General features: G+C 46.2%; 9 protein-coding genes. 3 read left to right on the top strand and 6 right to left on the bottom strand.

Going from position 1 to position 12,558, the window contains the following annotated elements; translation table 11 throughout:
* Nucleotides 1-220 precede the first annotated feature (220 nt).
* From QT974_RS21115 to QT974_RS21095, 5 genes are all read right to left on the bottom strand, one after another.
* Nucleotides 221-1,090, bottom strand: a complete 870-nt coding sequence (locus tag QT974_RS21115; RefSeq protein WP_333470379.1) for a hypothetical protein — start codon at nucleotides 1,088-1,090, stop codon at nucleotides 221-223.
* A gap of 24 nt (nucleotides 1,091-1,114) precedes the next feature.
* Complete coding sequence (locus tag QT974_RS21110) at nucleotides 1,115-2,314, bottom strand: hypothetical protein (protein WP_333470378.1); 1,200 nt, start codon at nucleotides 2,312-2,314, stop codon at nucleotides 1,115-1,117.
* Complete coding sequence (locus tag QT974_RS21105; protein ID WP_333470377.1) at nucleotides 2,311-3,648, bottom strand: flippase; 1,338 nt, start codon at nucleotides 3,646-3,648, stop codon at nucleotides 2,311-2,313. Before QT974_RS21105 ends, QT974_RS21110 begins: the two co-directional genes overlap by 4 nt.
* 224 nt (nucleotides 3,649-3,872) lie before the next feature.
* A complete protein-coding gene (locus tag QT974_RS21100; RefSeq protein WP_333470376.1) occupies nucleotides 3,873-5,204 on the bottom strand; it encodes a flippase in 1,332 nt (443 codons plus the stop codon).
* Between the two features lie 130 nt (nucleotides 5,205-5,334).
* Nucleotides 5,335-6,741, bottom strand: a complete 1,407-nt coding sequence (locus QT974_RS21095) for an O-antigen ligase family protein (RefSeq protein ID WP_333470375.1) — start codon at nucleotides 6,739-6,741, stop codon at nucleotides 5,335-5,337.
* Nucleotides 6,742-7,229: 488 nt separating this feature from the next.
* Between QT974_RS21095 and QT974_RS21090 the strand changes: the two genes are divergently transcribed.
* From QT974_RS21090 to QT974_RS21080, 3 genes are all read left to right on the top strand, one after another.
* On the top strand, nucleotides 7,230-8,711 hold the full coding sequence (locus tag QT974_RS21090; protein WP_333470374.1) for a polysaccharide biosynthesis/export family protein: 1,482 nt from the start codon (nucleotides 7,230-7,232) through the stop codon (nucleotides 8,709-8,711).
* Between the two features lie 121 nt (nucleotides 8,712-8,832).
* Nucleotides 8,833-11,175 carry a GumC family protein gene (locus QT974_RS21085; RefSeq protein ID WP_333470373.1) on the top strand — a complete coding sequence of 781 codons (2,343 nt, stop codon included), beginning with the start codon at nucleotides 8,833-8,835 and terminating at the stop codon, nucleotides 11,173-11,175.
* A gap of 322 nt (nucleotides 11,176-11,497) precedes the next feature.
* Nucleotides 11,498-11,863, top strand: a complete 366-nt coding sequence (locus tag QT974_RS21080) for a response regulator transcription factor (RefSeq protein WP_039886668.1) — start codon at nucleotides 11,498-11,500, stop codon at nucleotides 11,861-11,863.
* A gap of 62 nt (nucleotides 11,864-11,925) precedes the next feature.
* On the opposite strand, the gene QT974_RS21075 is transcribed toward QT974_RS21080, so the two are convergent.
* On the bottom strand, nucleotides 11,926-12,423 hold the full coding sequence (locus QT974_RS21075) for a hypothetical protein (protein ID WP_333470372.1): 498 nt from the start codon (nucleotides 12,421-12,423) through the stop codon (nucleotides 11,926-11,928).
* Nucleotides 12,424-12,558: the final 135 nt, after the last annotated feature.

Raw genomic sequence — 12,558 nt, 5'->3', positions numbered from 1 at the left:
CTCTACTATTTTGATGATTGTATGCCAAGTTAGTTTCGGACAAAAACATTCCCGAGTATTTACCAGAAAGAATTGGTTTAAAGCCCGCCCCCCCGATCGCGATCGATTAAAATCAGACTATTCATTACTCCAATCCTCCGACTTAAGGGTAGAGGTCGCCCTCAACAGTCAACCCTTCGATCCAACGAGCGGCAAGCTGTCTACTGTCTACTGTCAAAAATTAAGCCGAGCGCAAATCGCGCCAAGAAGTAGATTCTAAGTCTACCAGTCTCATTTCACCCGCAGTCCCCGCAAAGTGCAGAAAGAAAGTATTGATTAAAGCCGTCGTCGCGCATTCGCTAGCCCGTTTGTCTACCAACCACGGCGGCACCCCTTTGGCTAAAAGTTTGCTTTTAGCGCGAGCTGGCAAACTTGATTCTGTGTGCGGTTTTGGCAGCAAAAATGGGTAATACAAGGCTTTATGGACGCTCCAGACAGTGCTGAAGCGCGGATCGATCCATTGAACGCGATCGGCTTTTAACAGTTCGTAAGAAAGCCAAGGCATTTCACCGAATCCTGTTTCTTCGCATTCACGGTAAACTTTTTCTAAAATCGAGCGGTGGTGAGACGGCGACAGTACCATAATACCATCTTGGACAATGCGATCGAATTCGGCTGGAATACCGTATTTAGCATAAGTATCCCGCTCGTTTTTTTCGTCGGTAATTCCCCATGTCTCAAACAATCTGTCTCTAGCTTCAGCAGATAGCTGTTCGTTCGGTGTTGCCCATTCTGGAGCCGCACCCACTTTATCAACAGCCACCCCTTCCACAATACAAGGAGCATTTGCCCAATTGATCAAAACGTCTGCATCTACCCAGACTACGCGATCGTATTTTTGGACTGATTCTTCACCGAGAATCAGACACTTTTGCCAGCAGGGCGATCGGTTTTGCGCCCGTTCAGAATCATCTAAAGGTTGTGAAATACAAATAATATCATATCCGTGGCGATCGGCATACTTTTGCCAATTTTCTTGGCACAAACTATGCCAGTTGTCCCAATGTTTCTGGCCAATTACCAGCGTTACTATGGCTTTAGAGTTCGTCATCTTTTCCTGCTATCCTCCACCATTTTAATTAATAATATCAGCAGTCATGTGGGATTTAAACTCATCAAAAGTCTCAACCATCACAGCCGCTATGAATGCCAGTGTATCAGTGTTCGTCTGATAGGGCAAAAATCTATAGCGAAAAGCAGCCATTTTGGGGTTGCTCTCTTGATAGATAATGTCTTGTGCAAAGTTGCCCCAGCGTTCATCGATTAAATCCATTGTCATCCCAGCATGAGCCGAAGGTAACAGCATATTAGAGCCGTGCAGTCCGATTACCAAACGGCTGCTAGCATAAATTTCGCAGATTTCCTGCTCTATTTTTTCATTAAACCTCTCAACCCTACAATCTTCAATCCATTCGGGAAACTGAGTCTTTGTGCCTAAACCTGCCACCGCAAATGTTGCAGAGGGTATGCGCGATCGAATTCCCTCAAACAACCGCCGCACCTGCCAATTTTGTACAGCCAGCCCCCATGACAGCAAATTCAGCTTTCTCAGAACTCGGAACAGCAAACTGTTCACAAACAGGCGGTCTTCCCGCCAAATAAAAGTAATTTTTGTGTCTTCTCCCTCAAAGTTGTGCTTGGAAACTCTCGTAAACTTAGTGATGTCGAACTGACTCGGGTGAGAATAGGCTTCGCTGACATAAACTTGCTCGAAACGTTTCATTTCTTCTTCAACAAAACAGGCGAACTTGAGATAATAATCGCGCCCGTTTTTCAAAGAAATAGGTACCGTCCAGACTTCAGCGACTCCATCGGGAACCATCCACCTCAAGAACTTAGGCACTATTACCACTAACCCGCAGTCGGGGTTGCACTCCAAGTGTCTTTGGGCGTTCAGCAACTTTAACAGCGAGTGCCCGTAAAGAAAGTCGATACAGTTTAAAATAATCGCCCGCTGGCACGGCTTGAATATTTCTTTGGTGATTTCAAGTTGTTCGCTGCGAGGATTTTGCAGTGAATTTAATAACGGTTTTCCCAACCATTCCTTAGCGTAACTGTTACTAGAAAAAATATCAGCTTTTTTGAGATCGAGTTGCAGCGAGTGGTTGTTGCTGTGACCGACTCTCAAGACATCAATTATTTCACTACCCGAGTCCTTCGACCTCGATTCAACACAAACGTGCATACCCTGCCACAAAATTTTTTCTGGATGCAGAATCTTCCCCGATGTGGGGCAGTTAGATTTATGCTGAATCTGGGGTTTAATCTCAATCATTTTACTAATCCTATCAACCGAGACACGGCATTGTACAAGTTAAGCGATCGCCAAATAAATTTTCCAAACGGGCGCAATTCCTTAATCAAGAAATTGACTAAGATAATTACATAAAAATAAGTAATCAAAGTAGCAGCCGTAGCACCAAAAGCTCCATATTTAGGAATCAACAACCAGTTTAAACTCACGTTTAAAAATGAGCCCACTACCGTCAAGTAAAGACTGTAGCGCAACTGACCCTCGATCGTAAAATAGGTATTCCGCGCTACTCCAAAGTTACTCCCAAATTGCGCCCAGACATAGATTGCCAGTACCGCTGCTGAATTTGCATATTTGTCACCGTAAAGCAAATTCACTATCCACGGAGCAAGTAATGAAATCGGGATGGCTACTCCCAACCAGAAAAGCATCATAGTATCGCAATAAATTTGAAATTTTTTTAGGTATTCTTCATAATTTCTCTCTCTCAAATTTGCTAATTTAGGAAAAATAGAGGCAGATATAATCATCGGCAAAAAATCGCAGACTTCAGAGATTTTAACAGCCGCCGCATAATATCCAAGTTCTGTATTTTTATCCATTGCACCCAGCATGAGCTGATCGGTTTTAGAGTACACATAAACTGCCAATCCAGACAACATTATCGGCCAACTCTCCAGCAACAGTTCCTTGCCCCGGGCCCAACTGAATCGCAAATCCTTAATTTTATTACCGGTCAACTGATAAAAATATACATAAGCGATTGCTACCATTGCCACCTCTGCCAATCTAATGCAGGCGAAGGCCAGCAGGGGGGCTTTAATTGTCACCAATCCAATTCTGACAGCGGCCACCAAAAAAGATACCGAATTCTTGGCTAACACGGTATATTTTGACTGGACTTGGGACTGGAACCAAAAATTGATCGCCTCAAAAGCTTGAAATATCGTTGCGGCGGCGATGATACCCACCAGCCAGCGAGTCAAACTCTCGTCAGGCTTGAAGAGCGAAATCACGGTGACAGTTAAAAACAGAGTGATGCAGCCGCCAGTAAATTGCATCCCAAAGGCAGTCCCCAGCGTTTCGTTTTTGCATTCAGGATTGCGGGCGATATCGCGGATGACGATACTGCCCAATCCCATTGTTGCTACGGAACTAAAGACAGACACAAAGGCAAGAGCGTAGTTGAGCAGGCCAAATTGAGCAGGTCCTAAATAGCGCGCCACCCACAGCCCTACCATCAAACCCAGACCCATCTGCAAAATTTGGTCAGTGAACAGCCACGCCAGATTCACGAGTACCTGACGCACACCTGGCCCGAGTTTTTGACTTGCCGCCGTTAGTTTATCTAACATCAGAAAGTTTTAAGTCCTTATAGTAAATAAATATTTTTTGGCGCGTTCGAGAATCTATTAACCACCCGGATTTTTCAAATCCTATCATAACCTTTGGTAATAATTAAACATTTATTGAAAATTTTCTACATATTATGATGGTTGATATTTTTTCGACGGTTTGACTGCCGCACAGCCAGCGTCGTGATTATGCCAGCGGTGCGGCAGGCTTTGTTTTCTTTGAATCAGCCGATCGCCCCGAGCAGCCGAGAAGCTGCTTTATATAAATTTAACGAACCCATAATTATTTTGGCGAACGGGTTTAATTGTTTGATGTAAAAATTTACTAAAATAGTTACATAAAAATAAGTTATTAAAGTTGCCGTTATTGCTCCCACAGCTCCATATTGAGGAATCAGTAAAGCGTTCAATACTATATTAAAAATTGCTCCTGCTACCGTCAAGTAAAGATTGTATCGCAGTTGACCTTCGAGTGCAAAATAGGTATTTCTCGCTATCCCGAAGTTAGTGCCAAATTGAGTCCAGATGTAAATTGACAGCAGCCCGCCGGAAGCTGCATATCCATCGCCGTAAAGAATCTGGACAATGACAGGAGCCAGCAGGCTAATTGGCACCCCGACTCCCAACCACAAAAATAACATGACATCCGAGTAAATCTGAAATTTTTTTAGGTATTCGCCATAATCTTTTTGTCTTAACTGTGCGAGTTTGCTAAAAATTGCAGAGGCGATAATTAGCGGTAAAAAATCGAAAAATTCGGATATTCTAACAGCAACTGCGTAATATCCCAACTCAGTTTTATCAAAAGCACCGAGCATAATCAAATCAATTTTAGAATAGACGAAAACTGCCAAGCTAGACAGTACCAGCGGCCAGCTTTCTACCAGCATTTGTTTGCCGCGCCGCCAGCTAAAGAGCCACAACTTAAAGTCATTACCCCTGCTTTGATAAACCAGGGCGATCGCCAATCCCCCCAAAGCCACCTCTGCCAATGTCGTCCACGCAAAAGCCGTCAGCGGTGCTCCCAGTTGAATCAATCCGATGCGGATGCCTGCTATCAGTAAAGATACGGAATTTTTAGCAACCGCAGTATACTTAGATTGAACTTGCGACTGAAACCAAAAATTGATGGTTTCAAAGGATTGAAACATCGTTCCGGCGGAGACTATCACTACCAATGTCAGAGTTAAACTGTCGTCTGGATTTAGTATGGCGATCGCGCTCACCGACAGCAGTAAAGTAATCATTCCCCCTACCAGTTGTATGATAAAAGCAGTCCCCAGAGCCTCTTCTTTGCATTCGGGATCGCGAGCAATATCCCGCACTACCAGAGTACCCAATCCGATCGCCGTCCCAGAAGCAAACAGAGACACAAGGGCGATCGCATAATTTAACAACCCAAACTGTGTTGGGCCTAGATAGCGAGCCACCCACACCCCTACAAACAGCCCCAAACTCACCTGCAAACCTCGGTCAAGCAGCCCGACCAGATTGTCAATTAACAGCCCCAGACCGGCGCCGAGCTTTTGACTTAGCGCAGTTAGCTTATCTAACATCAGAAATTTTGAAGTCCTTATCAGAAATAAATATACTTTTCGATGGCTGGGGAATAATTGCAAAACCAGACTCATTCATATGGTACATCATAGTTCTCTGGATTTTCAAGTTCTGCAACTTAATTGGGATTCAACGTGGGTGCATGGGCTGTGGCACATCCCCTCCGTCAATGCCGCGGCTGTTGGATTGATATCTGCTACTATCGATACAGAGTCTAACTGTTATTAACACGTAACCAAGCCAAACATCCCCCAGCTCACCGATAGATCCTTCAGTAATGTTATTCAAGATTATAAACACCAAGTAAATAATCGGTATTCCCGATTCAGACAGCGGGCTGCGGCTCAGTTGTCGCACTGCCAAAATTAAATTAGTAAATAGGGAAATTAAAATTAATATCAGTCCCGGATAACCGAAAGATAGCAATACTGATATAGCACCGTTGTGAGCAGTTTTGGGTTGAAAGCCATTGGCAGTATATATGAAATAAGCGGGAGTTTGCTGGCCAATTTCGTCTTGCTGAAAAAACCCATCAAATCCATAGCCAAACCAAGGGCGCTGATTGGCCGCCGCGATTAATTGCGGCCAAAACTCCGTTCGCCCCGTCAGCGTCAAATCTTTTCCTAGTCCCCCGACCACAATCGCCTCTAAGTTGTCTATGATATAAACGCTGGTAATAATCCCCAAGACCGTAAACCCGACAATGCAAGTAAAAGCCCATTGAAATTTTAACCTGCTCAAAATACTTAAAGATGACACTACAACTATGAGCATCAAACTATTAACTAGAGAACCCCCAGAGCTAGTAGCTCTCACCAAATAAAATGAAAAAAACATGAATCCCAGAGATATCCAGCGTTCTGTCTGAGTTTTAGCACCTTGGGAATAGTGCAAGTACCAAAGTGCTGTACTCGTAACCATGAGGCTGCCGAAAGCATTTTTGTGGCCAGTAATTCCGGCAAATTCAGATCCTATACTCGGGTTCCGCAAAACGCTAATTATGCCGAGCGAGGTATAGCCCCACCGCAGTAACGAAGATAATTCGGCCCACTCATATCGTGCGCCCAGATAAAAACTAAAAATCGTAAAACCTGTAAATGCCATCCCAGTTTTGAGCGTAATTTCGGGAACTAGCGACCACAGTGTGGAAGTTATTGGCAGCAAACAATATAGGGAAAATCCTAGATTTCTTGAAATTAAAAATAATAAGGCTTCGACAAATTGATTTTTGAAAAAACTAATAAATCTCCCAGACAAAACAAACATTATCCAGGGATAAAAAATCCAGGGAAGTTTGGCGACGTTACTGTCACCTGGCTCAGCAAGATTGATAAAATGTAGGTAGTTAAATGGAGGCAGGTTGACATGGGGAGATATGAATACGTAAGCAACAGCAAACCATTTTTCCCAGAGCAAACCTATTTTTTTTTGTGCAGCTAACTGAAAGATTAAAATTGTGCTAATTACTGCCACAGAGACAAATAAATACAACAAGTAAGTATTGCCAAAAATTAGCTCCCGAATCATTCTTGCCATGAAATTATACCCTTGGTGAGACAAATATTAAGTCAGCGGCGGGCTGATTCCACCAAATTAACAAGAAACTCAGGCGGTTGTCGATCGCTCGCCCGCAGCAAGCTCAACAGACATGAGATGACATTTTCGACAGATAGGGCCAGCAGGATAACTGACCGAAAGCATCCAGGATACAAGCCCCCGGATTCATCCGTGGAGAAATAAAAAACCTGTATCCGATGAAACAAGCCCCCGGATTCATCCGTGGGGTCAATGCTTCAATCTAAAATCTCAAATCTCAAATCTAAAATCGATTGACTCGGGCAGCAGGTTTGGAGGTGACAGAAAATTTAATTTTGGGCGGAAAATTATCTAAATTGCCCGGGGATGTTGCCCTTGAACCCTTGTGTGAGGGCGCTCTGGGTTCGGGGAAACATATATCTATCAGATGGCATTTGAAGGGTGAGAGATTAGACTAATGAAGTAGCCCAAAAGAAAATAGGTAGCCTGTGATTAACGCCGATTTTCCCAAACAAATCACCGCGCCAGTCTTGAGTTTGACTTGGTGCGCGATCGCGACCACCGTCATGGTTGCGGGATTTCCCCTATCTTCGGCGGCGCAAGTTCGATTGCGGCCCGGCGCCAGCACACCCCCATCTGGTAGCGTCGGACGATCGGTCGAAAGCTACAAACTCGGCGGCGGCGATCGCATCCTCATCGAAGTCCTCGAAGTACCAGACCTCACCCGCGGCTACGAAGTCCTATCCGACGGTTCGATCAACCTGCCGCTGATCGGTCTGATTTCCATCCGCGGGCTGAGCTTAGTAGAAGCCACCAACGTCATCCGCAACGCCTACCGCCGCGTTCTCAAAGACCCCGTAGTAACAGTCAGCCTTGTCGCCGCCCGCCCCCTCAACGTCGGCGTCATCGGAGAAGTTACCAGGCCTGGTAACTTCATCATCACCCTGACTTCAGGCCCGGGCGTAACGCCCAGCGTACAGTATCCCACCGTCACCCAAGCCCTAAGACTCGCAGAAGGCGTGACCGGTGTCGCCGACATCCGCAACATCCGCGTCCGCCGCCCGCAAGCAAACGGCACGGAGCGAGTGCTCAACGTCAACCTGTGGAAATTCTTAGAAGAAGGAGACATCTCTCAAGACATCATTTTGCAGGACAGAGATACGATCGTCATTCCCACAGTCGCCACCTTCAACCAAGCAGAAGCCCGCCGATTTGCGACGGCCAACTTTTCGCCGCCGCCAGAAAAACCGCGATCGATCTCGATCGTCGGCCAAGTCACCCGCCCGGGGGCTTACGTAGTCATCGGCGGCAACACCACAAGCGACCTCAGCAGAGAAGGCTTCCCCACCGTCATCCGCGCCATTCAGCTAGCCGGCGGTATCACCTCCGAAGCCGACATTCGACAAATCCAAGTGCGCCGGATCACCAGAAGGGGCGAACAAATTATCCCAGTCAATTTGTGGCAGTTCCTAGAGTCCGGCGACGCCAGCCAAGATACCATCTTGCAGCAGGGAGACACGATCGTCGTTCCCAAAGCCACCATAGTCAACCCCGCAGAAGCTGGCGTACTGGCGAACACTAATTTTGCTCCCCCCGGCATTAACATTTTCGTAGTAGGAGAAGTCACAACATCCCTCGATCCCTTGAGGCTGCCAGCTAATGCCACCCTGAATCAAGCTTTGATTTCCCGAGGATTTTTTGGCTACGGGAATACCAGAGCTCAAAGAAAGAGTGTCGAGCTAGTCCGCGTCAATCAGGACGGTACAGCTACTAAACGGACGATCGAAGTCGATTTAACTCAAGGAATTAACGAAGAACTCAATCCCCAACTTCGCAACAACGACATGATTATCATCTCCCGCAGCGGTCTCGTGAACTTCCTAGACCGCATCAACAATATCGTCTCGCCTGTCGGGCCAGCTACGGGAGTGTTAAATTTTCTCAGCATTCTCCGATCTTTGTTCCGGTAACAATCCCGATCGCCAACTTGATAATTCCTGGCAAAGGCTAGAATAGACTTGCATAATAGGATTGCATAGTGGCAGCGCGGCAGCTTCAAAAATATTAACATCAAAAATACCCAGGCTGAATATGGATAGCAGACAAGATTACAAACCATTCACACCACAGTCAAATGGCAAACTGCCGGAATTCTCTCATCAAAATTACAGAAATCAGTTCGTCCAGGAGACAGACGAAGAAAAGCTAGACTTGTCATGGCTCGGAGGCGTCCTGCGCCGCCGTCTCCCGGTGATGGTGGCAGTAACCGTTAGTTTGAGCGCCCTCGCAGGAGCAGCGATCTTCCTGACGGCTAAAAAAATCACCCTCGAGTATGAAGGTTATTTTTCCCTATTAGTAGAACCTGCTACCGCAGAAGGTTTGCTTTCCAAACAATTAGACAATACGGTGGCTGCCGACTTAGCAAAAATTAATATAGAAGGAATTAGTTTAGTAGACTACGAAACCCAAATTAGGATTTTGCGGAGTCCCAAAATGATGGAGCCAGTAGTTAAGGACTTGCGAATTTGGCATTCCAACATGACCTACACCGAACTGATGTCCAAACTGTCTATCAACCGCCTCAGCTACACAAAAGATGGCAAACAGCAAGGCACAAAAATTTTAGAAGTTCGCTACAAAGATACAGACAAAAATAAAATTTACGGTGTCTTGGATAAGGTTTCTAAAGCTTATCTAGAATACAGCTTACAGCAGCGGCTGACCGGAATTAATCAAGGCATTAAATTTATCGATATGGAGCTGCCCAAGCTGCGAGAAAGAGTCGAAGTTCTGCAACTGCAAGTCCAAAAACTGCGGCAGCAGAGCAACTTGTTTGACCCGCAGCTCGAAGGAAAATCTCTGTCAGAACAATCTCAAAGCATTCGGGGGCAGCAAGTAGGAATCCAAGTACAAATAAAAGGGATGCGCAACCTCTACCAAAGCTATGAAAAATTACTCCAACAAAATAACCCCCAAGGTCTGCTGATGACCCAAGGACAAGCTTACGGTGGACTGTTAGGTCAAATCCAGAAAATAGACTCGGATTTGTCAATGAAATTAGCTCAGTACAGAGAAGACAGTTTACCAGTGATAGCGCTGCGAAAAAGTCGCGAAGAACTGATTTTAACCGCGACTCAGCAAGCAAGAGAAGTGGTGATGGGAAATTTAGAGACCCAAATCAAAGAACTCGAAGCGCGCGATCGCGCCATGACAGCTTCGCAAAATGACGTTAACAAAAAAATTAGAAATTTTTCAGTAATAACGCGGGAGTACGACAATTTACAGCGGGAACAGCAAGTAGTTACTAAGAGTCTGTCCGACTTCTTGGCAAAACGAGAAGCCTTGCGCATCGATGCGGCTCAGCAGCAAATTCCTTGGGTGCTGATCAATCCGCCGGAAATTCCGATCGACAAATTCGGCAAACCGATCGCAGCTACCGTCAAACACACCAAAAAACAGTTAGCGCTGGCAGTAATTTTAAGCGGGCTGCTGGGCATAGCAATCGGCTTGCTTATAGAGGTGCTAAACACTGTTTTCCACACTCCAGAATCAGCGAGAACCGCCACAAGATTGCCCGTGCTCGGGGTGATTCCGTTTACCAAAAAGAATAAGCGCCGACCAACCGCCAGACCCAGAAAACTTACATCAGCTCGATCGAACTCGAAGTCAAGAGTAGAAGTTCTCGAACCGCTGTTAGTTACACCCACTGTTCCGATGCAGCCCGGGAAAAATATTCTCAGCGACTTGGACTATCCATTTTTAGAAGCATTTCGATCGCTCTACACGAACATTCACTTACTGAGTGCAGATCGGCCGCTGCGATCGCTTTTAGTGAGTTCAGCCGAAGCAAAAGACGGAAAATCTACAGTAGCTTTGCACCTGGCCGCCACAGCAGCCGCAGTCGGACAGCGAGTTTTGTTAGTCGATGCCGATTTGCGCTGCCCGCAACTGCACGCTAAACTAGGGATTCCGAACGTGCGTGGCCTGGGCGATGCCATCTCCACAGAACTCAGCCTCAACGACGCGATTGTGCGAGCGCCCAACCAAGACAATTTATTCGTACTCACCGCCGGCCAAATCCCCTCCGATCCGATCAAGCTGCTTTCTTCCAAAAAAATGCTGTATCTGATGGAGCAATTTCAAGCATTTTTTGACTTAGTGATTTATGACACCCCGCCGCTAGCAGGCTTGGCAGACGCTCACTTGATCGCAGCTCACACAGACGCTACGATTATGGTCGTGCAATTGGCCAAAACAGACCGATCGCAAGTTCGCAAAGTTTTAGAAGAATTAAAAATTTCTGGAGCTTGCGTCTTGGGAATAGTGGCTAACGGTAGCAAAAAATCCACTCGCACCTATCGCCAGGACCCGATCGGTTTAGAGACGCTCTACGACCAAAAACTATCGGCTATGAGTACAAAAAATCAAAATTAGACAAATTTTGATGCAGGCGGCGCCCGGCCGCCCTCCTCGACCCCAAACGCACAACCAAACTGCACCCTCATTTTTTGACAAAAGTACCATTTGAGAAAGAAAATGATAGACTAACGGACAGAGCCTCGTGTGTCAACCGAGATTGCGCGGATCTTTAAATTTCGCGATAATTATTTAGAAAATGATTGGGAAATCAGCAAAAGTGGGTAAACTACATCTAGCAGAGCGCAATCTCAATCAGGCAAAGACACCTTTGAAGGTGAACGTTAATGCAAACGTTAATGTGAACGTTTCAACCCAGAAACTTGGTAGGGATTATTCTATGAGTACAGTTATGGTTGTTGATGATAGCGTCACTCTGCGGGAGATGATCGCCGACTTGCTCAAAGGTAGGGGGCTCAACGTCACGGTAGCTAGTGATGGCGTAGAAGCTCTAGAGCAAATCAAAGCCAACCGCCCGGATTTAGTTGTTCTGGATATCGTGATGCCCCGGATGAACGGCTACGAAGTCTGTCGCCGGCTCAAAAGTGACCCCAAAACTCAGAATTTGCCGGTGGTAATGTGTTCGAGCAAAAGCGAAGAGTTCGATCGCTACTGGGGAATGAAACAAGGAGCCGACGCTTACATCGCCAAGCCGTTTCACCCTCAGGAATTGGTGGGTACGATTAAGCAACTGCTGCGGGGTTGATCTAGAGGAATAGGGACAGAAAAAATGTTTTGAGTGGTTCCAATTTCTGCTCCCGCAGCCTCTCACACTACTCGATTGACAATAGTCCAAACATCCCCGTCCGATCGCACGTAGGGAACAGAAATACTCTTAAAACCCGTAATAAAAGGCTTGTAATAAACCTGCCAGTAGCTGGGGCTAATTTGGTCGGCAATTGCTTTAAGTTGCTTCACTTCTTCGGCCAATTGAGCCGCTAGTTCGTTAATCCGTTGCGCGTGTCCGCGAGCGAGCTCTCTTCCCTCTTCAACTTGCTGCTCCATCGGACTGATTCTTTGCAAGTTTACCGATAGCTGCTGTTTTTGATTTAGTTGAGCAGACAGAGCTGCGATCGCATCATCTATTCCCTTGACTTCTGCCGACACTTGTGCTGTTTCCCTCGCGTGACGGCGGTAAGCATCAGCGATGGCTTGGGGCGAATCCCCCGCTGGGGCGATCGCGCCAGTGCTAAGCTGTTGGCGTTCGCGGCGCAAGGCCTCAATCTCAGAGGAAATTGCCTCTATTTCTGTCTGAAGTTTGTCCACTTAATTACCATAGTTTTTGGATATTTTAGCATATTTAACTCAAACTAATCATATCGTGTCCGGTCGATTGACCGTCATAAGTAAGGAACCCACGTGTGGACTTTAGTCCGCAGTATGTTGCGGACTAAAGTCCAC

Origin of the sequence: Microcoleus sp. BM001215392, assembly GCF_036700185.1 — a bacterium.
Classification (GTDB): Bacteria; Cyanobacteriota; Cyanobacteriia; order Cyanobacteriales; family Microcoleaceae; genus Microcoleus.
This window is presented reverse-complemented; position numbering and strand designations above follow the sequence as displayed.

Excerpts from the sequence above, each read along its gene's own strand:
- QT974_RS21080 (WP_039886668.1), top strand. The coding sequence starts at position 11,498 with ATGAGTACAGTTATGGTTGTTGATGATAGCGTCACTCTGCGGGAGATG.
- QT974_RS21100 (WP_333470376.1), bottom strand. The coding sequence starts at position 5,204 with ATGTTAGATAAGCTAACTGCGCTAAGTCAAAAGCTCGGCGCCGGTCTG.
- QT974_RS21110 (WP_333470378.1), bottom strand. The coding sequence starts at position 2,314 with ATGATTGAGATTAAACCCCAGATTCAGCATAAATCTAACTGCCCCACA.
- QT974_RS21105 (WP_333470377.1), bottom strand. The coding sequence starts at position 3,648 with ATGTTAGATAAACTAACGGCGGCAAGTCAAAAACTCGGGCCAGGTGTG.
- QT974_RS21085 (WP_333470373.1), top strand. The coding sequence starts at position 8,833 with ATGGATAGCAGACAAGATTACAAACCATTCACACCACAGTCAAATGGC.
- QT974_RS21115 (WP_333470379.1), bottom strand. The coding sequence starts at position 1,090 with ATGACGAACTCTAAAGCCATAGTAACGCTGGTAATTGGCCAGAAACAT.
- QT974_RS21095 (WP_333470375.1), bottom strand. The coding sequence starts at position 6,741 with ATGGCAAGAATGATTCGGGAGCTAATTTTTGGCAATACTTACTTGTTG.